Source organism: Rickettsia endosymbiont of Villa modesta (assembly GCF_964026485.1).
In the GTDB taxonomy this organism is placed as follows: Bacteria; Pseudomonadota; Alphaproteobacteria; order Rickettsiales; family Rickettsiaceae; genus Rickettsia; species Rickettsia asembonensis.
Map to the genome: position 1 here is coordinate 846,015 of NZ_OZ032157.1, position 22,203 is coordinate 868,217.

Genomic DNA, 22,203 nt, shown 5'->3' on the forward strand with positions numbered 1-22,203 from the left:
TTCGCAAAAAACCAACCGTAAAATACTACGCCACTGCTCATATGACCGCTAGGAAAAGCAAAACCTTTAATATTTAGAGCAGGATTTAAAGGTATTTCAAATGTATATTTTAATAATGTATTTAAAATTGTAGTGAAAAGTAATACACAAATAGCTTGTGCAAATAGTTGCCTTCTAAATATAGTAAATCCGAGTATTATAACGCCAGTTTAGGATAAGAAGAGTTTAAGATTATCGAAAAAAGAGTTTAAAATATTAGTTTTAGTAATATTAAAAGCATTAACACAAGCTAGAATATGAACTAAAAAATTAGTAGGTGATCGATGCCTTGAGTGTTCAAGATTCATATTATTTTTTAGGACATTAAATACTGACTCAACCAACGACCTTTTTCTAAGCTGTATTTTATCTTCCATTTCCAATAAATGATTCTTCATATCTTTTCTAATTCCTGTAAATAAGCGTAATCCACGACCTAATAATTTAGTAAATAATTCCTTAGAAATATATCCCTTATCACCAAAGAGTTTACCTTGTAATCCATCAGTTATATCGTCTGCTACCGATAAATCACTATTATTTGCTTTGGTAATTTTGATCGCCATAATCGCTCCCTTATTGTTAATTACTATATGCAACTTAAACCCCATAAACCATCCATAACTACTCATCCCTATTTTAGCTATATACTTCTTTAACTTGAAAAGTTGGAAAATGAATATTTAGATGAGCGAATAATCAATGTTCTTATGGATAATTAATATCTAATACTACCAATTCTTCAGGTAAAAGAAGTATACCACTAAATACTTTATTGCTATTTGTACGTTTTGTATAACATATCGATAATTTAGTTGAATCTATGCAATAAATTCCTGTTTCCTCTCCTCTAAATAGTTGCAACATTATAACCAAGCGGTAGAATTAATCTTGACCATAATTGTATTATTCGACTATAACTTGGTAATTTAAAATAACCTCTATATTTATATGATAAGTGATATAAATAATAATTCTTAAAATCTTTGCACGGCGATATATAAAAATATAATACGATAGTTAAAAGCTCTGAAAGGCTTAAATTCCCTTCTCTCCGGCGTTTTCTATCTGTTGGTATTAATTTTTGCTTCTCCCATTCTTCATATATTTCACAAAAATTGTCTAGTATATAAAATAAAGTTGTGATACATTTTTTCATTGTTGGGTTCTTGTTTTTTTGTTGAAAAACTTCAGTAACCCAACACTCTTAACTTGTAAATACTTTATTCTTATTCCATGCTTCTCTTCTTCCTTATCCTAAATTCGCGTTTATACTAATCTCATAACAATATTCTTGTCCAAGTAACAAAAAAAATTTTGTTAAATATTGAAAGAAAATATCCTTATTCATTGCTTTACTTAATTTTATTTATATATAATTGAAGTTATCATAAATAATAAGCTATAGATATGAAAAATATTCCCCGCAAATTTGTATTTGCTATTTTCTTATGTTTAATAAATTTACAACTAATTGCTGCAAGCTTTAACGAAAAAATACCTTTATATTTTAAGTTAACTAACGAAAATCTGTTAGCAGGGCAAAATTCGTTAAATATTGACCTTTGCGACTCTAGAATTAAAGAATGGTGTACAAAGCCGCAAAGAGAGCTAGGGCTTAACGGAAAAAGAATGAATGATTACATATCTATTTCGCCTGATATTAAAGGAGAATGGCGATTTGGCTGGTGGTATAACATAAATTTTACTCCAGAAAGCAATTTTGCAGCTCATCAAACTTATAAGATTACTATCGAAGATTATATATTTCCTCATTTTATCAGTCTAAAAAGTAATAATATAAGTTTTACAACTTTACCTCTACTTCCTGTTATTAAAGAAATGAATTATCTACAGGATAATATCGATATTTCCAAAAAATTCGTTCAAACTAAAATAGCCTTTAACTACCCTATAGAGCCTAAAACTTTAGAGGAAAGAATAGAATTTATAAAATCTTCAACCAAGGAAAAATTACCGTTTTCTATCAAATTCAACACGTATAATACGGAAGCTACGATTATTACTAATATACCACCGCTTACAGATAAAGAAGATACTGTTTCCGTAATTATAAAAGACGGTGTTAAACCTCTATATGGCGGAGAAATTTTCACATATAAAAATGTAGAAGAGCAAAATAATAAGACGCCGAATAATATAAGATATTCTTATAAAGAAAATGTATTAATTCCAAGTCTATCCTCATATTTAAAAATCACTAATAGTACTGCTACAATTGTTAAAGATGATAAGCTAAAACTGGAACAGATAATTATAATTACTACAAATACACCGGTTTCGGGTGAGGAGATAAAAAAACATTTAGAGTTATTTTTATTACCGCAAGATAAGCCGGCTTTCTTAGGAGTTGCAGGCAAAAAAAACTATAAATGGCAAAGTCCGAAAGAAATAACCGATGATATTCTTAAATCGAGTGAAAAAATAAATTTTGAGCTTTTACCTTCCGTCCCAAGCATTACTACTATGCATAGCCTTAAAGTAGATACCCTTGCCTCAAGAACTTTGCTTATTAAAGTCAATAAAGGTGTTAAAACATCAGATAATTTAACACTTGGCTCAGATTACTCTCAAATAGTACAAATACCCGATAATCCTAAAGAAGTTAAACTAATGTCTGACGGTTCTATTCTTTCATTAGCTGGCGAAAGAAAGCTTCCCGTATATTCACTTGGCATAGATAAATTATATGTAGAAATCGATAAGATTAATCAGCAAGAAATTAATCACTTAATCAGCCAAACAAATAGATATAATATTTTCCAAAACCCAACTTTCATAAATGAATATAATTTTAATGAGTATAATATTTCTGAAGTATTTCAAGAGGAAGTAATAGTTAATTCCCCCAATTTAAATTTACCTAATTATACCGATTTAGATTTTAGCAAATATTTTAATTTAGAAGAAGCAGGCAGCTATTCTAAAGGCTTATTTTTAGCAAAAGCCTATGCTAAAGACAATAATAATAACATTATATCTCAAGATAAAAGATTAATTTTAGTTACCGATCTTGGTTTTATAGTAAAAACCGATAAAAGCGGAACACATCATATCTTTGTTTCTTATATCAGTAACGGTAAACCGGCCGGTGGCGTTAAAGCAGATATTATAGGACTTAACAGTGAGGTGTTAGTAAGCAGCAAAACCGATAGTAAAGGACATGCCATTTTATCAAATATAAATGATTTTACAAAAGAAAAAACTCCAGTGGCTTATATATTAACTACTAAGGATGATTTTTCGTTTATGCCGTATGGTAGAATTGATAGGCAAGTTAATTATTCTCGGTTTGATGTAGCAGGAGCCGTTAGTTCCGATCAAGGGTTAAAAGCTTATTTATTTTCCGATCGTGGCATCTATAGACCAAGCGAGCAAGGTCATATAGGCATTATGCTCAAACAAACCGATTGGCAAGGAAAATTTGACGGCTTACCTTTAGAAATACAAGTAACTAACCCTAGAGGAAAAGTAATAGATAAAAGTAAAATAGCTCTAGATGCAGAAGGATTCGGCGAATATTTATTCTCAACGCTTGATGATTCCTTAACCGGCTTATATAATATAAGCTTACATTTAGTAGGAGATAAAGGCACAAATAACTATCTTAATAGCGTATCTGTCAAGGTTGGTGATTTTCAGCCTGACCGCATGAAAATAAACATAAACTTCAATAACTCACAAGATGAGCTATGGACGAATCCAAAAGATCTTAAAGCAACTGTTAATCTTATAAATCTTTACGGCACTCCTGCAGCAAATAGAAAAGTCAGCAGCTTTATTGATATTAGACCTACCGAGTTTTTCGTACCTAGCTTTAAAGAATACAAATTTTATAGTAGCAAAGGAAATAAAGAGTTTTTTAACGAACGTTTAGGAGATATTACTACCGACTCTACAGGTACGGCAAATTTTGATCTTAACCTTGAAAAATATTATAACGCTACTTTTAGTCTAACATTTTCGGCGGAAGGATTTGAGCCTGACTCAGGAAGAAGCGTAAACGCAAGCAAATCGCTTATAGTTTCACCTCTGCCTTATATTATAGGATTTAGAAGCGATAGCGATCTAAAATATATTAAGAAAAAAACTACTTCAGCAATAGAATTCATAGCCATATCAAATAAAGCAGAAAAAGTAGCTGCACCTAATTTAACTCTTAACTTAAAAAAGATTAATTATGTAAATAACTTAGTAGCAGATAGTAACGGTAATTATTCTTACAGTTCAGTACCTATTGAGACTAATATATCTTCTGACAAGGTTAATATCACAGCAAACGAAAGTTATATTTATAAAGTGCCTACTAAAGAAGCAGGAGATTACGTTATTTACTTAACTGATAAAGAAGATACAATCTTTGCTCAAGCTGAATTTTCGGTAATAGGTGAAGGAAATGTTACAGCTAATTTAACAGACAAAGCAAATTTAAAAGTTAAACTTGATAAAGATGATTATAAAGCAGGCGATAACATTCTTTTAAATGTTATAACTCCTTATACAGGTTATGGATTAATTACTATCGAAACAGATAAAGTACATAATTTTGAATGGTTTAAAGCTGACGAAAATAATAGCATTCAAGAAATCAAAATCCCTGATGGTTTTGAAGGTAAAGGATATATAAACGTACAATTTATAAGAGACATAGAAGCCACGGAAATCTTTATGTCACCTTTTAGCTATGCAGTAGTACCGTTTACTGCGGGCATTTATAAACATAAACAAGATATTGAATTAACGCTTCCTGCAAAAATTAAATCAGGCAAAAAATTAACAATTAATTATCGCACTGCAACCCCAGGTAAAATCATAATATTTGCCGTTGATGAAGGGATATTATCATTTGCCGGTTATCAAACTCCCGATCCGCTTAATTACTTCATTAACGATAAGGCCTTAGAAGTCCGAACGTCACAAATCATGGATTTAATATTACCTGAGCGTCCTTTATTAATGAAAGCTTATATGGCGGCTCCTGCCGGAGACGGTTTTATAAATGTCGCTCGAAACCTTAATCCATTTAAAAGAAAAAGCCAGCCTCCGGTAGCGTTTTGGTCAGGAATTTTAGAAGCAGATCTTGATGAGAGAGAAGTCACATTTGACATACCGAGCTATTTTAACGGCACTTTAAGAGTTATAGGGGTAGCCTCAAGCCTTGACGCTATAGGAACTTCCAAAGCTGATTTATTAGTCCAATCCGATCTTATTATCAATCCAAATTTACCTTTATTTGTAGTTCCGAATGATGAATTTACAGTACCGGTAACAATATTTAATAACCTAAAAGATTCAGGAAATGCTCAGGTTTTTCTAAATATTGAAACAAGTGAAGGACTTAAAATATTAGATTATCCTAAAGAGATACCGATAGACGAAAATAAGGAAGCTACTATTAATGTTAAATTAAAAGCGATTGATAAACTCGGTTCAGCAAATTTAAAGGTTGTGGCTTCTATAAATCACCTAAAGCCAGGTATAATATCTATGGCAGTAGTGCATAGCTCAGAACTAACTAGTACTACGAGCGTTCGCCCTGCTAGTCCGAGCGTTACAACAGTCGATACAGGCTTTATTACAGACAACAAAGCTAATTTAAAAATCTTGCGAGATTTATATCCTGAATTTGCTAAGCTGCAAATTTCCGCTTCTAAATCACCGCTAGCTATTATTTCCGGCTTTAAAGATTTCCTAGATAATTATCCTTATGGTTGCACTGAGCAATTAATAAGCCAAAATTTTGCTAATGTTTTATTATATAATGAACAAGAGCTAGTTCAGATTCTTAAAACTGATCGTAAAAAAATGGATGAATCATTATCGAAAATATTCCAAACTTTATCGGAACGTCAAAATTATGACGGTGGATTTAGATATTGGAACAATTTTAATGACGATTCCGATCCATTTATTTCCGTTTATGCTATGCATTTCTTAAGCGAGGGAGCAACTAGATATTTAGCCGTTCCAAGTGATATTTTTAATCAAGGTATTTACTACTTAGAGAATATGGCGAATAGATCAATCAGCTCTCTAAATGAAGCAAGAGAAAAAGCATATGCAGTTTATATCCTGACAAAAAATAGCGTTATTACTACAAGCTATATTGCAAATATTTTAAAATATTTAGACGAGTACCATAAAAATACATGGCAGGATGATTTAACTAGCGTTTATTTAGCCTCTAGCTATAAAATGCTGCAAATGCATGAAGAAGCAGATAAATTATTAGATAGATTTACTCTAAATAAACCTATATCAAAAACAGACTATCAGTATTATAATCCTCTAATAAAATATAGTCAGTATTTATACTTAATTTCTATACATTTTCCGGAAAGGTTAAAAAACTTTGACCCAAAAATTGTACAGGATATCGCTCTTTTTGCTAAGGATAACTATAATAGTCTATCGGCAAGCTACGCCATTATGGCAAGTCTTACATATGCTGATAAGATAAATAATGTAGATGAGGCTAATATTAAGGTGACTTCTACAGATAAAGAAGTTACTTTAAACGGCGATAAAGTGATGATTGCTGAGCTGTCGGTAGAAAATAAGGATATAGACTTAACATCCTCAAGTAACGGCTTTTTCTATCAGCTTCTAACTTCAGGCTATGACAAAGTTTTAAAAGAAAATAAAGAAATAGTTCAAGGTATAGAGATAACCAAAAAATATCTCGATGAAACTAATAAAGAAGTCAGCAAAGTAAAATTAGGTGATAATATTACGGTGGAAATCACCATGCGTTCAGGTAGCAATAAAACCTTAAGCAATATGGTGATACTTGATTTATTACCGGCAGGCTTCGAGCTTTTACCTGATAATAATAACGTAAATATATTAGCACGAACGCAGGAAGTAATGATATGGAAACCAATATATATCAATAATCGTGATGATAGAGTTATGATTTTCGGTACTATTTCTGATCAAAAAATGACGTATCAGTATAAAATCAAAGCGGTTAATAAAGGCATATTCGCAACTCCCGCTATTTACAGCGAAGCTATGTATGACCCTCATACCTATTATCGCGGCACTATAGGAAGCATCATTGTGGAGTAGCGTTACCCGCATGGTTTGTTTTATGTCATTCCCGTGAAGCATTGTTGCGTAGACCGGTAAATGCTCTCTATGTCATTCCTAGCTAAAAGCGGGAATCCAGAAAAAAGTGAAATGTCATCCCGTGGCTTGACCACGGGATCCAGTTAAAAATACTAAAATTATTAGTATTTTTTATTGTTTTTGTGGCCCCCGTGGTCAAGCCACGGGGTGACAGTGAAAAGCACTGGATTCCTGCTTCCGCAGGAATGACATCCATTAATAATCCTTACCTTGATTGATATTAAAGGAGATTTCTATGCCTCAAACGGTTTTATCCTAAAAGCACAAGAATCTTATTATATACTTCTTTTACCTGAAGAATTGGTAGTATTAGATATTAATTATCCATAAGAACATTGATTATTCGCTCATCTAAATATTCATTTTCCAACTTTTCAAGTTAAAGAAGTATATAGCTAAAATAGGGATGAGTAGTTATGGATGGTTTATGGGGTTTAAGTTGCATATAGTAATTAACAATAAGGGAGCGATTATGGCGATCAAAATTACCAAAGCAAATAATAGTGATTTATCGGTAGCAGACGATATAACTGATGGATTACAAGGTAAACTCTTTGGTGATAAGGGATATATTTCTAAGGAATTATTTACTAAATTATTAGGTCGTGGATTACGCTTATTTACAGGAATTAGAAAAGATATGAAGAATCATTTATTGGAAATGGAAGATAAAATACAGCTTAGAAAAAGGTCGTTGGTTGAGTCAGTATTTAATGTCCTAAAAAATAATATGAATCTTGAACACTCAAGGCATCGATCACCTACTAATTTTTTAGTTCATATTCTAGCTTGTGTTAATGCTTTTAATATTACTAAAACTAATATTTTAAACTCTTTTTTCGATAATCTTAAACTCTTCTTATCCTAAACTGGCGTTATTAGGTCTAGTTGGATCATTAAAGAAAATTGCTTTAGCTTTTTTGGCATATTCTAGAGCTTCGGTAACATCACCGAGTCCTAGCTTTGCTCTTGATTTTTGGATAAAAATTCGTCCAAATACTTGATTTTCCTCTTTTTTACTCGATTTATTCATATCATATATACCTCTAGTAAATGAAAAATTGTCAAAGAAGTCAGCAAGTGTTACTAAGTAAGAATGGATTTATAGAAAATTAACATCAGTAGAAAAAGAAGAATTAAAGCTTTACCATAGAAGCGAAAGGGATAAGAGGATTTGTGATAGAATCAAAGCTGTTCTCATGTATGATGATAGCTATAGTATTGATGAGATATCGAAAGTGTTATTACTGAGTGATGCAGGGATAAGAAAACATTTAATAGATTATCATAATGCTCAGAAGCTTAAGCCTGGAAATGGCGGTAGTGATAGTAAACTTACTAGACAGGAGGAAGCAGAGTTAATAGTTCATCTAGAAAATAATAATTATGTGTATGCTAGAGATATAGGTTTGTTCATAGAACGTCAATATGGAGTAATCTATACATTAGCTGGGGTAATCAAGCTATTACACAGACTTGGTTTTAGTTATCAGAAACCTAAGTTAATTCCTGGAAAAATAGATTTAGCTAAGCAAGAGGAATTTAAGCTGCAATATAGTTTGCTAAAAAATAATTTAGCTAAAGATGAGTCTATTTATTTTATGGATAGTGTTCATCCTCAATACCAAACTCGAGCAAGATTTGGTTGGATTAGAAAGAATGTAGTTAAAACATTACCAAGTTTCAGTGGTTGGAAGCGTAAACATATTGTTGGTGCTATTAATCTTAAGGATTTAGAGGTAGTAACAACTGACAATCCTAAGGTTAATGGTGATTATATTATTGAATTTTTAAAGGAATTAGAAGCAAATAATCAAGATAAAAGTAAGATTTATTTGATATGCGATAATGCTGGATATCATAGGTCAAAAAAGGTAAAAGAATATCTACAATACAGTAAAATAGAGTTACTATTTTTGCCAGCATATAGTCCTAATTTGAATCCAATTGAACGACTGTGGAAATTTATGCATTCTGTTGTAAGTAACAATAAATTTTATGCGAATTTTGAGACATTTACTGATTCTATAGAGGGTGTCAGAAAGTTTGTGTAAGTTGTAAAAATAGTTAAGAATAAAATTAATTAAAACAACTTACATGAGGCTAATATGAAGAATAAGAGCAAAGTATCAAATCCGACTATAGAAAAAGTAGTATCAGAAATACTATCACAAAGTGATCCATCTGAGATATTTGGCAAAGAAGGGATATTTCAGGAATTTAAAAAGCAGATAGTAAATAAGATTTTAGAGAAAGAAATGGAATCTCATATAGGTTATGAGAAGCATTCTAAGAATGCCAAGGAGTCAGAGAATAGACGTAATGGCAATTATGAAAAGACTTTAATAGATCCTGAAGGTCGTAAATTGACAGTAGAAGTGCCAAGGGATCGGGATGGAGAATTTGAACCTCAACTCATTCCAAAAGGAGTACGAAAATTTGAAGGATTTGATGATAAAGTAATATCCTTATATGCTAGGGGAATGACCATTAGGGAAATACAAGGACACTTAGAAGAACTATATGCTACCAAGGTATCATCTGAGTTAATATCAAAGGTAACTGATGGTATTTTAGAGGAAGTTACTGCCTGGCAGAATAGAGCACTTGATAGTGTATACTTCTTTTACCTGAAGAATTGGTAGTATTAGATATTAATTATCCATAAGAACATTGATTATTCGCTCATCTAAATATTCATTTTCCAACTTTTCAAGTTAAAGAAGTATATATCCTATAATGTACTTAGATTGTATTCATGTTAAAGCAAGAGATACGCATGTAATAATAAATAAAGCAATATATATGGCTATAGGAGTTAATATGGGAGGCAAGAAGGAGCTATTAGGTATTTGGATAGGTAAGAATGAGGGTTCTAAATTTTGGATGCAGGTAGTAACAGAACTGAAGAATCGAGGAGTTGAACAAATATATGTTGCATGTGTTGATGGTCTTAAAGGTTTTCCAGAGGCGATAAATAGTATTTTTCCAAGAACCATAGTACAGTTGTGTATTGTGCATATGGTAAGAAATTCTGTAAAATACGTATCATACAAAGATTTAAAATCGGTAACAGCTGATTTAAAGGCAGTTTATTCTGCAATAAATGAAGCAGAGGGATTGAGAGAATTACAAAACTTTGCCAAAAAATGGGATGAAAAATATCCAGTTATTTTTGATATATGGCAACGAAATTGGTCTGGCATAGCTCCATTTTTTAGCTTTCTAGAAGACATTAGAAAGGCGATTTACACTACTAATGCTATTGAATCCACTAACCGTCAAATTCGTAAAATTATTAAAAATAAGGGAGTATTTCCAGATGATAAATCAATGCAGAAAATAATCTTTTTGGCATTGACAAATGCCTCTAAAAAATGGACAATGCCTATTAAGAATTGGGCAATGGCTTTAAATCAATTTGCAATCCTTTGTGATACTAATTTACAAAATTGGACAAATGGCGAAATCGTACTTACACAAAGAATCTGACAGAACCGTTATCCATTATAATATTAGCTAGCCGTTAAAACGGTTAAGCGTTTCAAATTAAAACATATAGCATTCATAAATTCCGAGAATTGATTTTTGGCAATACCAATATATCTGACACGTTTATTATCTTGTGAGAATACTCTTTCAAAAGGTGCTCTAATTTTTGTATAATATCTATCAAGGTCAAAACTTTTATCTTTCATGTTATTTTTCTTTACAGCACAAAGATGCACTTCTTGCCTAGTTGCTGTATCTTTGGTAGACTTTGTACAATATGCTTTATCTACATATGCAGCACCGGAGCGTGGCATAACGTGTTTAAAACCTTTGCTATCAGTAACATTTGCAGAGGCAACTGCAACCTTATTAATAATCCCTGATTGGATATCAACGCTAACATGTTTTTTATAACCATACCAAAACTTATTACCTCCTTTACAACCAATTTTAGCTTGTTTATCATTCGCAACTTTGGGCAAAGTCTCATTATTTAGCTTGTCATATTTTTGCTTCCTCAACTCATCACGTTCTGTCCAAAGACTAGCTTTTGAGATCAAATGAGAGGCATCTACAAAGGTAAATACCTCGCTCATATAACCTTGCTTTCGTAGTTGTTCTCTAAAGTTTGCAAATATTTTTGATAGTAAGTTAGTACCTATTTTCTTACGTATTTTACTAAACACACTATAATCTGGAGTCGTCTCTGTAAGAGCAAAATCACAAAACCATTTGCCGGCATTACTATCAGCCAAATAACGTTCTAATTCTCGATCAGATAAGTCTTCCATAAATTGTAGAAGTAAACATTTAAATAACCTCAATGCTCCATAGCCTTTATAATTAGCTTCAGTTTCTATCGCTAATAACTCTCTTGCAACTGCTTTGAAATTAAATTAACTTTTAAATTTACGATATTGATGTTCCGGGCTAACTAATTCATCTAAACTGACCATTGTTATTTGATGCTCTGACATTTTTTACTTTCTTATTTTTTTATCACATTATAACCTTTTACTCTTCATAGCTCAACACTCCCCTAATAATAGCGGTCATACAATTTATGAGATTGCTGCAGTAGCAGACAATAAAAAAATTTCAAAAATTCTTTATCATAAAATAGCAGAGCTTCATGATCTTAATAAAATAGTAATTCAAGCCTCTGCTAACAAAATAGATTCAAATACTTTAGATTTAGATTCTCCTCCACCTTATAATCTTTCATATTATGATGATGCTACTCATATGACAGGAGAAATACTAGAAAGTAATTAAATCCTACGAAAGCATTATTGAGTGACTAAAAATCGTCATTGCAAGCGACTAAAAGGAGTGTAGCAATCTCAGGAAATTAAAACTAGATTGCCACGTCGCTTTGCTCCTCGCAAAGCATTATTGCGTGGATACCACCCCGTCATTGCGAGGAGGTCTTGTTGCGTGGATCAGTTTTACCTCTGTCATCCCGTGGCTTGACCACGGGATCCAGTTAAAGATACTAAAGTTATTAGTATTTTTATTGTTTTTATGGACCCCGTGGTCAAGCCACGGGGTAACACAGTAGGTTTTAACGGTCTACGCAACAATGCCTTGCGAGGAGGGACATAGTCACGACGTGGCAATCTTGTCAAACTTCCTAAGATTGCTTCGCCTTGATTACTACGTAATTCTTCTCGCAATGACGAAAATCACTAAACCTAAACCAACTCACTTACTTGCGATTTGGCGAAGAGCTTTATCTGAAAGTTAACAAAATTTAAATTACCTTTTGAACCTATTTCCGCAAATTTATGAGCTTTAAGTAATAGATCATAATCTTCCGCCAAATCAGCAAAGAAAAACTCCATTTCACCGCTTTGTTTTACTCCTAAAATCTCACCGCTACCTCGAAGTTTTAAATCCTGTTCAGCGATATAAAATCCATCATTAGTTTGTTTCATTATCTCAAACCTACCTCGTGCAACTTTTCCAAGCCTTTTAGGATTATAGAGCAATATACAATATGACTGCAAAGAGCCTCGCCCTACTCTACCTCTAAGCTGATGAAGTTGAGCGAGACCAAACTGCTCAGCGTTTTCGATAACAATTAAAGTTGCTTCAGGTACGTCTATTCCGACTTCAATGACGGTTGTTGCAACTAATATCTTAATTTTACCTTCCTTAAACTGCTTCATTATTTGGTTTTTCTGCTCGTCCTTCATCTTACCGTGAATAATACCGGTATAACCCTGATATATATTTTCGATAGAGTTAAAACGATTCATCACATCCATTAATAAACCATCCTCTTCCTCCTCCATTGTCATCCCGTGGCTTGACTGACATTGTTGCATGGTTCGAGAGACCCGTTCGGTGTTATCCCGTGGCTTGTCCACGGGATCCAAAAAATAACTAGAACTACTGATACTGTTAGTATTTTTAACTGGATCCCGCGATCGAGTCGCGGGATGACAATGGTGGGAGTGAACCATACGACAACGCTGGCTTGACCGCGGTATGACATCAAGGGGTTTTCCCTGCTCTATCAATGGACATATCCAATATACCCGCTCACCTGCTATAAGCTTCTTATTTATCGCTTCGATAATATGTTCTATCTTATTAACTGACATGGTGTTCGTAGCGATAGGCAAACGATTCTTCGGCTTACCCGTTAGCTTCGAGATAGTCATATCACCAAACATAGTAAGTGCTAAACTTCTTGGAATCGGTGTTGCAGTCATGACTAATACATCAGGATTTACTCCTTTATTTATTAGATTCAAACGCTGCTGCACTCCAAATCTATGCTGCTCATCAATCACTATATAACCTAGCTTCTTAAAACTTACTTTCTCTTGAAATAACGCATGAGTACCGACTAATATATCAATCTCACCGTTTTCAAGTTGTATCATAATATTTTTACGAGCTGCCCCCAGTATTTTACCTGTAAGTAATCCGACTCTTATATTAGTATTTTTTAAAGCTTTAACAAAAAACTCATAATGCTGATTGGCAAGCAAATCGGTTGGAGCCATAAGCGTTGCTTGAAACCCTGCTTCTACCGTATTTACCATCGTCAGCAAAGCTACCAAAGTTTTACCGGAGCCAACATCGCCTTGCAGTAATCTCATCATTTCTACTTTATCGCTTTGATCAAGCTCTATTTCTTCTATAACCTGCTTTTGATAAGAAGTTAGCTCAAACCCTAACTCATTTAATATATTTGCTTGTATAGCTACAGCTTTAGGGTAAATATTACCTTGTTTACCTGCTATTTGCGTACGTACATTAAAAAGAGATATTTGATTAGCGATAAGTTCCTTGGCTGCTAGCTGTTTTTTGGCAGCGCCGGTGTCATCCCGTGGCTTTATTGTATTGCTTGGGGTTGTCATCCCGCGACTTGATCGCGGGATCCAGTCTTTTTTAATTTTTTCCTGGATACCGTGGTCAAGCCACGGTATGACAGCCTCACTTACATGCAACATTTTCAAATTCTGCAATATAACATCCAAATAATCCTTTACCTCTTTATCTTCTATACTCTTACACTTCTCTTCAAATATCTCTATTGCTTTTATGATATATGAATATAGCTGCTTGTTACTCAGTAAATATGTCAGGGAATAAATCGGCTCTATTTCTTTTGCGAGTTTAGGATTCGTAATAAATTCAGGATGCGAAATTTGTAAGTGATGATCAAAAAATTGTACTTTACCGCTAATAATATGCTTTGTTCCAACTGTTAATTTATTGAAGATGAATGGAGAGGGCTTATGAAAAAACACTAATAACAAAGAACCGGTATCATTGCTAGCTGTAATTTTTAAAGGCTGATTACTTTTCTTTGGTAAATTAATGCTCTCAATTATAATTTCCGTTTGGATTATTTCACCGTCCCTAACCTCAGTTAAATTAGGCGATAATATTTTATTTTGATATGAAACAGGTAGATAAAATAATACATCACGAATATTATTAATACCAAGCCTCTTAAGAGCCGATACGGTATCTTCACGTATATTGATGAACGTTTTTACAGGAGCAAATAAGAATTTTTCTAGAATAGTTAGCATATATACTTCTTCAACATGAAGAGTTGTTAAAATGATTAGGCACAATGGTTTGAAAATTGTCATTTACCAATGAAGAAATTTTATTTTTATATTTTTCAATATTTTCAAAAAATATTCGTATAGAATCAGTAAATGTCTCAAAATTCGCATAAAATTTATTGTTACTTACAACAGAATGCATAAATTTCCACAGTCGTTCAATTGGATTCAAATTAGGACTATATGCTGGCAAAAATAGTAACTCTATTTTACTGTATTGTAGATATTCTTTTACCTTTTTTGACCTATGATATCCAGCATTATCGCATATCAAATAAATCTTACTTTTATCTTGATTATTTGCTTCTAATTCCTTTAAAAATTCAATAATATAATCACCATTAACCTTAGGATTGTCAGTTGTTACTACCTCTAAATCCTTAAGATTAATAGCACCAATAATATGTTTACGCTTCCAACCACTGAAACTTGGTAATGTTTTAACTACATTCTTTCTAATCCAACCAAATCTTGCTCGAGTTTGGTATTGAGGATGAACACTATCCATAAAATAAATAGACTCATCTTTAGCTAAATTATTTTTTAGCAAACTATATTGCAGCTTAAATTCCTCTTGCTTAGCTAAATCTATTTTTCCAGGAATTAACTTAGGTTTCTGATAACTAAAACCAAGTCTGTGTAACAGCTTGATTACCCCAGCTAATGTATAGATTACTCCATATTGACGTTCTATGAACAAACCTATATCTCTAGCATACACATAATTATTATTTTCTAGATGAACTATTAACTCTGCTTCCTCCTGTCTAGTAAGGTTACTATCACTACCGCCATTTCCAGGCTTAAGCTTCTGAGCATTATGATAATCTATTAAATGTTTTCTTATCCCTCCCCATCACTCAGTAATAACACTTTCGATATCTCATCAATACTATAGCTATCATCATACATGAAAACAGCTTTGATTCTATCACAAATCCTCTTATCCCTTTCGCTTCTATGGTAAAGCTTTAATTCTTCTTTTTCTACTGATGTTAATTTTCTATAAATCCATTCTTACTTAATAACACTTGCTGACTTCTTTGACAATTTTTCATTTACTAGAGGTATACACTTCTGATAAATCAAGATATTCTAAATTATTTTGCTAAGAAAATTAATAAGAATTTTTAGTTTACATGATTATATTTGTTTGCTATTTTATAAAAAAATTAAATAGAGGTTAACATATTAACTAATCAACAAGGAAATTCAGCTACTGTATTCATGCAGAATGAAGCTAACGAATTAGGAAGTAAATTCCAAACAGCAATGGATGAAGATAATGTAGAAGATTTAAAAAAATTAATGTTTGAAATGATTAATTTTATCGATATGTCAATTTAGATCAAGAAGCATTTAATATAGCTATGGAGAAAGGGGGAGAAATTAAAGATTTGATATGTCAAAGAGATGAAAAATTATACAAGAGTGAATTTTTTAAGAATTTTCACCTTACTCACCCGGATAATATAGTTTCGCTTGCAGAAAAGAACGAAACAGATGTTATGGGGGATTTAGGAAATCATCCGGAATAAACATGTTGTTCGTTGTCATACCGCGGCTTGACCGCGGCATCCAAAAAACAATAAAAAATACTAATAATTTTAGTATTTTAACTGGACCCCGTGGTCAAGCCACGGGGTGACACCGAACGGATTTTTCGGTCCACGCAGGCAACGCTTCGCAATGACGTTTTTTGAAATGCTTATAAATCTAATTTTAGTCCTGCTCTAACTATAGCTGAAGATTTTAAAGGCATACCTTCGATAAATCCCGCTGTTTTGTAACCGCCTGAGCCCACTATCTTAAATGTTTCATTTAAGCTAAGCTCAAAATTAACTGCCCCAAGTCCGCCTTGCTTACAGCTCTCTTTTAAAGGAGTAGCGGTTAACATTTTAGGCTGATTCCAAAATGCCGCTTCTAAACCTAAACCGACAAAATCAAATTTGACTAGGTTATTAGCTTTAACTCCAACACCGTAAGACTTAAATTTCTGATTTTTGCCGTAATTAATATTAACTTGAATATATTTATTATCAACAACAAAATGGTTAACTAAACCACGCTCCAAACCGTATGGAGCAAGTATCGCTCTAGTCGCAGGTAAATATTTAACCGGTCCTAATTCAATCATAGGAATATCATTTAAGTTAGTATTCATTACAAATGAATAACCTGAATAAACTAAAAACGGATCAAATAAATCTAAATAAGCATATGAACGAATTTTATTTTTAGTAATATAATTTTTACCGTATATGGAGTTAATCGCTTTTACATATGCATTTATATCATTACCATCTTTATCTTTACCGTCAAACTTAGTACTAAAAATATAACTTGCTTGATCTAGTCTTGTCCATAAATAACCTATACCGTAAGTAGGATTAATTTTGTTACTTGTCATATATCTATCTTTAATATTTTCAGATAACAAATAGCTTGCTTGAATCCCACCTGTATCTATAGCAATTTGCTTATGAACTTGCAAAGAATTAAAATCTTTAGTTTTAAAATATGTTGTACCCTCAAAGGATCTACTTCATATTTTGTTACTTTTAAGTCAAACTCTCTTGCTCTTGCTCCATGACCGCCTATCTCATGATTACCTACCATAATCCAAGACGTAGCAGTAAATCTTGTAATATAACTTAAGATTTTCATAGCTATATTATCTGAATCGGCAAACATAGCATCATCTAATTGACGATAACCTTCAATCAATGACATAGCAGCATCACTACTTGCTCTTGAGGACATATCTTTATCATAGGTAATTACATAGCTATAATTTTTTTAGAATTTTCTTGAATTGTTATATCGTCATCAATATTTGATGCAGTTGCTAATACTGATGATGAATATAAAAGACAAGCAGCAATAGTTAAATTTAGTTTATTTAATTTCATAGTATCATTAATTTTTATTAATCATAAGTAGCTATAATATATACTATTTTAAATTTGTAAAGTATTTTTTTAATATACTAAGCGTGTCTATATCCTTGACTTCTTTTGAAAATCCTCCTAATTTCTTAAATAATAGATATTAAATAATTTTAAATTTATGAATAAAATCTATCCTTCGGCTGAAGCTGCTCTTGAAGGACTTCTTTATGACGGCATGACTATAAAGGGAGTGTTGAGCTATGAAGAGTAAAAGGTTATAATGTGATAAAAAAATAAGAAAGTAAAAAATGTCAGAGCATCAAATAACAATGGTCAGTTTAGATGAATTAGTTAGCCCGGAACATCAATATCGTAAATTTAAAAGTTAATTTAATTTCAAAGTAGTTGAAAGAGAGTTATTAGCGATAGAAACTGAAGCTAATTATAAAGGCTATGGAGCATTGAGGTTATTTAAATGTTTACTTCTACAATTTATGGAAGACTTATCTGATCGAGAATTAGAACGTTATTTCGCTGATAGTAATGCCGGCAAATGGTTTTGTGATTTTGCTCTTACAGAGACGACTCCAGATTATAGTGTGTTTAGTAAAATACGTAAGAAAATAGGTACTAACTTACTATCAAAAATATTTGCAAACTTTAGAGAACAACTACGAAAGCAAGGTTATATGAGCGAGGTATTTACCTTTGTAGATGCCTCTCATTTGATCTCAAAAGCTAGTCTTTGGACAGAACGTGATGAGTTGAGGAAGCAAAAATATGACAAGCTAAATAATGAGACTTTGCCCAAAGTTGCGAATGATAAACAAGCTAAAATTGGTTGTAAAGGAGGTAATAAGTTTTGGTATGGTTATAAAAAACATGTTAGCGTTGATATCCAATCAGGGATTATTAATAAGGTTGCAGTTACCTCTGCAAATGTTACTGATAGCAAAGGTTTTAAACACGTTATGCCACGCTCCGGTGCTGCATATGTAGATAAAGCATATTGTACAAAGTCTACCAAAGATACAGCAACTAGGCAAGAAGTGCATCTTTGTGCTGTAAAGAAAAATAACATGAAAGATAAAAATTTTGACCTTGATAGATATTATATACTTCTTTAACTTGAAAAGTTGGAAAATGAATATTTAGATGAGCGAATAATCAATGTTCTTATGGATAATTAATATCTAATACTACCAATTCTTCAGGTAAAAGAAGTATACAAAAATTAGAGCACCTTTTGACAGAGTATTCTCACAAGATAATAAACGTGTCAGATATATTGGTATTGCCAAAAATCAATTCTCGGAATTTATGAATGCTATATGTTTTAATTTGAAACGCTTAACCGTTTTAACGGCTAGCTAATATTATAACGCGAATTTAGGATAAGGAAGAAGAGAAGCATGGAATAAGAATAAAGTATTTACAAGTTAAGAGTGTTGGGTTACTGAAGTTTTTCAACAAAAAAACAAGAACCCAACAATGAAAAAATGTATCACAACTTTATTTTAGATACTAGACAATTTTTGTGAAATATATGAAGAATGGGAGAAGCAAAAATTAATACCAACAGATAGAAAACGCCGGAGAGAAGGGAATTTAAGCCTTTCAGAGCTTTTAACTATCGTATTATATTTTTATATATCGCCGTGCAAAGATTTTAAGAATTATTATTTATATCACTTATCATATAAATATAGAGGTTATTTTAAATTACCAAGTAATAGTCGAATAATACAATTATGGTCAAGATTAATTCTACCGCTTGGTTATAATGTTGCAACTATTTAGAGGAGAGGAAACAGGAATTTATTGCATAGATTCAACTAAATTATCGATATGTCATACAAAACGTACAAATAGCAATAAAGTATTTAGTGGTATACTTCTTTTACCTGAAGAATTGGTAGTATTAGATATTAATTATCCATAAGAACATTGATTATTCGCTCATCTAAATATTCATTTTCCAACTTTTCAAGTTAAAGAATATACTGAACAAAAATTATCTTAATTTTAAACACTATTTCTTCCAAAAAAATATCCTTCCTATAATTCTCTACTTAATTTCTTATCTCTCAACACTTCCTTTATATATAGTAACAATCTAGTCATCCCTAACGGTGTTTCTGTATCAATGGCAGAAATAGCTCGTGACTCAATCGGTGAAGGAATAATTATTGCTCAACAATTACCGCCTTCATTTGCTCACGAATTAATTAAGGAGGTTAATATTGCTTTTATAAATGCATTTAATGTAGTAGGTATTATTTTAGGAATAATCATGCTAATATTGGCGGGCGTGATTATGTATGTTCTTCCTCCTTTTAAAGCATTCAACCTCTCTGCATTAATGACTTTATTACACGATGAAACGGGTATAGAACTTTACAGTTTTGCACTATTTATCATAATGGTTACTATAAATTATCTTAGTGCTTATTTTGGTAGTAAGTAGTTAATAAAATGGGATGATGATATTTTCAAGGCTATAAATCATTACTAAATATTTTTTCTAATTCTGCTAAGCGTTCTATTCTTTCGATATCGCTTTTTGTTATAGGTCTTTCTAGTAAATCTGCTATCTCGGCTCTTAGATTTTTTTAGTTTCATTTAAAGTAAATTCTATGATGAGTTTTGAGATGGTTTTAGTATCTTGGTCAGACATATTTACTCCCGATTGATTAAACTTAAATTGCTCAAGTTTCAACCACCGCAGTTTAACTTTGGTGGTCGGGGAAGTAAGAAAACCATCAACGATAGCCATAATAGCCTTTAGGTTCTAAGCTTAAGCTTTAAACCTTGGACACAACTATTATAACCCCGACCGGAATAAAGCCGAGGATTGCATCATTTTTATGGTCGACACAAATACCACGTTGATTAAGAGGTTCTTACGCCCCGAAATAGCATTTTGCTATTTCAAGTATCATTTTATAGATAACTTTTAAAAAGTCAATGATGGTTTGTTATTATACTAACAACGTTCTATACTACTAATGACTAAAGAGCTAGATGATACATCGGCTAATAATGGCATTTCATGATTTTGTAACTCTTCTGAAATATAAGTATATTCTCCGCTTGAGGTTTCATCAATTCCAAGTAGCGTCTCGAATATTTTCTCAAGACAGTTTTGGTGTTCTGCGGATTTAATATCCATTTCCCTCGATTCTTTTATTAAATTTGCAAAAGATTTAATAGCAATAAAAGTATCCTTTCCATTAAGAAGGTCACATATTTTATGTAATGTGTTACCTAAAGAATTTATATTAGTACATATGTTAGAGACAGAATTTAACTTTATAATTGCTTTATCTAGACCTTGTATTTTTGATTTTAATAGAGAAATATCATAATCTTGACCATGTAAATTTATCGGATCTTGATTAGTTTTGCTTAGTATTGCAAGTATATCTGTTAAATTTCCAATTTCTATAATTTCATCTAATATAGCTTGAAATTCAATTAGTGTGTTAAGATTTATATTATCCTTTTGTAACTGTATGTTTTTACCCTCTAACTTTATGTTTTCACTCTCTAACTCTAAATTTTTATCTTTTATATTTTTTCCCTTATACCTATCCCATCCATATTTAGCTACCATCAATGAGGCTGCTATAAATCCTACTGTTCCAATAACATAGCCCCACGTTCCATCGCCATTTGTATCGTCGTTAGGTTTTTCTGTAGTGGAAGTGGTTGCCTCAGTGAAAGGTTTACTTAGTAAATCTAAAATATTTTTACCTACTTCTGTAGGGGATATATCGTCCAAAGTTACGTTGAAAGCATCTAGAATAACCTTAAGATTATCAGTAGTAAATTTGACTGGTATATTCAATAAGTTAAAAATTTCTACCCCTGCTTCTTGAGCATTTTTCAAAGTTATTTCCGAATGATTAAAAATATCTCTCAAATTATTAACAAGCATTTTGGCATTATGCTCTTGTAAAATAGCTTCGCCTTCAGTGGTAGTGCATTCCTTTAATTCTACTAAGGTAGTGTTTTGAAGTAAGTGCTTACCTTCTTCTAAAATAACGCTAGTACTGTTTCCATAAGTAGCAATAGATTTTATAGGGATTTTAATGCCTGTACACTCCCTAATTACTGCTGATAAATCGTTAGGTACATCTGTTAAATGATTAGAGATCCCTGCCCAATTACATTTTATATTCTCAACTAAATAACCGTTAGTGAAACTTCCTTTAACAGTATTATATACTGATGAAAGTATAGTATTGCCTAACTTATAAATAGTATGTTTTGTATTTCCAGGTAAGCTACTCACCATTTCATTTGCAAATATAGGCATGAAACAGTTTAAGTTTATATTTAATACAGGTGCCATAATTATTACTCCTTTAATTTAATTAATAAAACCATAAAACATGGTTTCTAGAGTATGTTAATGTTTTTGTCAAGATAAAGTTAAAATAAATTAATATATACCTCTAGTAAATGAAAAATTGTCAAAGAAGTCAGCAAGTGTTATTAAGTAAGAATGGATTTATAGAAAATTAACATCA

Annotated in this window: 17 protein-coding genes and 4 pseudogenes; 11 read left to right on the forward strand and 10 right to left on the reverse strand. The window is 32.0% G+C overall.

Going from position 1 to position 22,203, the window contains the following annotated elements:
* Window positions 1–209: 209 nt before the first annotated feature.
* Window positions 210–1,198 (reverse strand): annotated as a pseudogene (locus AC5584_RS04905) (IS982 family transposase).
* Between the two features lie 251 nt (window positions 1,199–1,449).
* Here AC5584_RS04905 and AC5584_RS04910 point away from each other — a divergent pair.
* A complete protein-coding gene (locus AC5584_RS04910; protein WP_499216049.1) occupies window positions 1,450–7,131 on the forward strand; it encodes an alpha-2-macroglobulin family protein in 5,682 nt (1,893 codons plus the stop codon).
* Window positions 7,132–7,213: 82 nt separating this feature from the next.
* Here the strand turns inward: AC5584_RS04910 and AC5584_RS04915 are convergent, their stop codons facing one another.
* Entirely contained in the window at window positions 7,214–7,387 is a 174-nt protein-coding gene (locus AC5584_RS04915) for a hypothetical protein (protein ID WP_499216050.1), read from the reverse strand.
* Between the two features lie 198 nt (window positions 7,388–7,585).
* Here AC5584_RS04915 and AC5584_RS04920 point away from each other — a divergent pair.
* A pseudogene (locus tag AC5584_RS04920) lies at window positions 7,586–8,059 on the forward strand (IS982 family transposase); the annotation flags it as partial.
* Here AC5584_RS04920 and AC5584_RS04925 read toward each other — a convergent pair.
* Window positions 8,051–8,224: a hypothetical protein gene (locus AC5584_RS04925; protein ID WP_499216051.1), complete on the reverse strand. Its 174-nt coding sequence runs from the start codon at window positions 8,222–8,224 to the stop codon at window positions 8,051–8,053. The pseudogene AC5584_RS04920 and the gene AC5584_RS04925 sit on opposite strands and share 9 nt — an antisense overlap.
* A 151-nt stretch (window positions 8,225–8,375) precedes the next feature.
* Between AC5584_RS04925 and AC5584_RS04930 the strand changes: the two genes are divergently transcribed.
* From AC5584_RS04930 to AC5584_RS04940, 3 genes are all read left to right on the forward strand, one after another.
* Window positions 8,376–9,245: an IS630 family transposase gene (locus AC5584_RS04930; protein WP_499216982.1), complete on the forward strand. Its 870-nt coding sequence runs from the start codon at window positions 8,376–8,378 to the stop codon at window positions 9,243–9,245.
* A 54-nt stretch (window positions 9,246–9,299) separates the two neighbouring features.
* Entirely contained in the window at window positions 9,300–9,836 is a 537-nt protein-coding gene (locus tag AC5584_RS04935; RefSeq protein WP_499215983.1) for a transposase, read from the forward strand.
* A gap of 94 nt (window positions 9,837–9,930) precedes the next feature.
* Entirely contained in the window at window positions 9,931–10,683 is a 753-nt protein-coding gene (locus tag AC5584_RS04940; RefSeq protein ID WP_499216052.1) for an IS256 family transposase, read from the forward strand.
* Between the two features lie 23 nt (window positions 10,684–10,706).
* On the opposite strand, the gene AC5584_RS04945 is transcribed toward AC5584_RS04940, so the two are convergent.
* Window positions 10,707–11,543, reverse strand: coding sequence for a transposase (locus AC5584_RS04945; protein WP_499216983.1), 837 nt, complete (start codon window positions 11,541–11,543; stop codon window positions 10,707–10,709).
* Between the two features lie 539 nt (window positions 11,544–12,082).
* Between AC5584_RS04945 and AC5584_RS04950 the strand changes: the two genes are divergently transcribed.
* The gene (locus AC5584_RS04950) at window positions 12,083–12,244 is read left to right on the forward strand and encodes a hypothetical protein (RefSeq protein WP_499216053.1); all 162 of its coding nucleotides are present in this window, start codon (window positions 12,083–12,085) and stop codon (window positions 12,242–12,244) included.
* A gap of 133 nt (window positions 12,245–12,377) precedes the next feature.
* Here the strand turns inward: AC5584_RS04950 and AC5584_RS04955 are convergent, their stop codons facing one another.
* On the reverse strand, window positions 12,378–14,738 hold the full coding sequence (locus AC5584_RS04955) for a DEAD/DEAH box helicase (protein WP_499216054.1): 2,361 nt from the start codon (window positions 14,736–14,738) through the stop codon (window positions 12,378–12,380).
* Between the two features lie 10 nt (window positions 14,739–14,748).
* Window positions 14,749–15,624: an IS630 family transposase gene (locus AC5584_RS04960; RefSeq protein WP_499216984.1), complete on the reverse strand. Its 876-nt coding sequence runs from the start codon at window positions 15,622–15,624 to the stop codon at window positions 14,749–14,751.
* Between the two features lie 523 nt (window positions 15,625–16,147).
* Between AC5584_RS04960 and AC5584_RS04965 the strand changes: the two genes are divergently transcribed.
* Window positions 16,148–16,315 (forward strand): hypothetical protein, encoded by a 168-nt coding sequence (locus tag AC5584_RS04965; protein WP_499216055.1) that lies wholly within the window; start codon window positions 16,148–16,150, stop codon window positions 16,313–16,315.
* Window positions 16,316–16,485: 170 nt separating this feature from the next.
* Here the strand turns inward: AC5584_RS04965 and AC5584_RS04970 are convergent, their stop codons facing one another.
* Complete coding sequence (locus AC5584_RS04970; protein WP_499216056.1) at window positions 16,486–17,271, reverse strand: hypothetical protein; 786 nt, start codon at window positions 17,269–17,271, stop codon at window positions 16,486–16,488.
* Entirely contained in the window at window positions 17,244–17,540 is a 297-nt protein-coding gene (locus AC5584_RS04975; RefSeq protein ID WP_499216057.1) for a hypothetical protein, read from the reverse strand. The genes AC5584_RS04970 and AC5584_RS04975 overlap by 28 nt, the downstream gene beginning before the upstream one ends.
* Window positions 17,541–17,846: 306 nt before the next feature.
* Between AC5584_RS04975 and AC5584_RS04980 the strand changes: the two are divergent.
* The 4 genes and pseudogenes from AC5584_RS04980 to AC5584_RS04995 all read left to right on the forward strand — a co-directional run.
* Window positions 17,847–17,912, forward strand: a pseudogene (locus AC5584_RS04980) (CoA transferase subunit A); the annotation flags it as partial.
* A 181-nt stretch (window positions 17,913–18,093) separates the two neighbouring features.
* A complete protein-coding gene (locus AC5584_RS04985; RefSeq protein ID WP_499216907.1) occupies window positions 18,094–18,795 on the forward strand; it encodes a transposase in 702 nt (233 codons plus the stop codon).
* A 394-nt stretch (window positions 18,796–19,189) separates the two neighbouring features.
* Window positions 19,190–19,556, forward strand: a pseudogene (locus tag AC5584_RS04990) (transposase); the annotation flags it as partial.
* A gap of 258 nt (window positions 19,557–19,814) precedes the next feature.
* On the forward strand, window positions 19,815–20,135 hold the full coding sequence (locus AC5584_RS04995) for a hypothetical protein (RefSeq protein ID WP_499216058.1): 321 nt from the start codon (window positions 19,815–19,817) through the stop codon (window positions 20,133–20,135).
* Window positions 20,136–20,270: 135 nt separating this feature from the next.
* Here the strand turns inward: AC5584_RS04995 and AC5584_RS05000 are convergent, their stop codons facing one another.
* Entirely contained in the window at window positions 20,271–20,444 is a 174-nt protein-coding gene (locus tag AC5584_RS05000; RefSeq protein ID WP_499216059.1) for a hypothetical protein, read from the reverse strand.
* A gap of 210 nt (window positions 20,445–20,654) precedes the next feature.
* Window positions 20,655–22,025 carry an SrfE family effector protein gene (gene srfE, locus AC5584_RS05005; RefSeq protein ID WP_499216060.1) on the reverse strand — a complete coding sequence of 457 codons (1,371 nt, stop codon included), beginning with the start codon at window positions 22,023–22,025 and terminating at the stop codon, window positions 20,655–20,657.
* Between the last annotated feature and the right edge of the window lie 178 nt (window positions 22,026–22,203).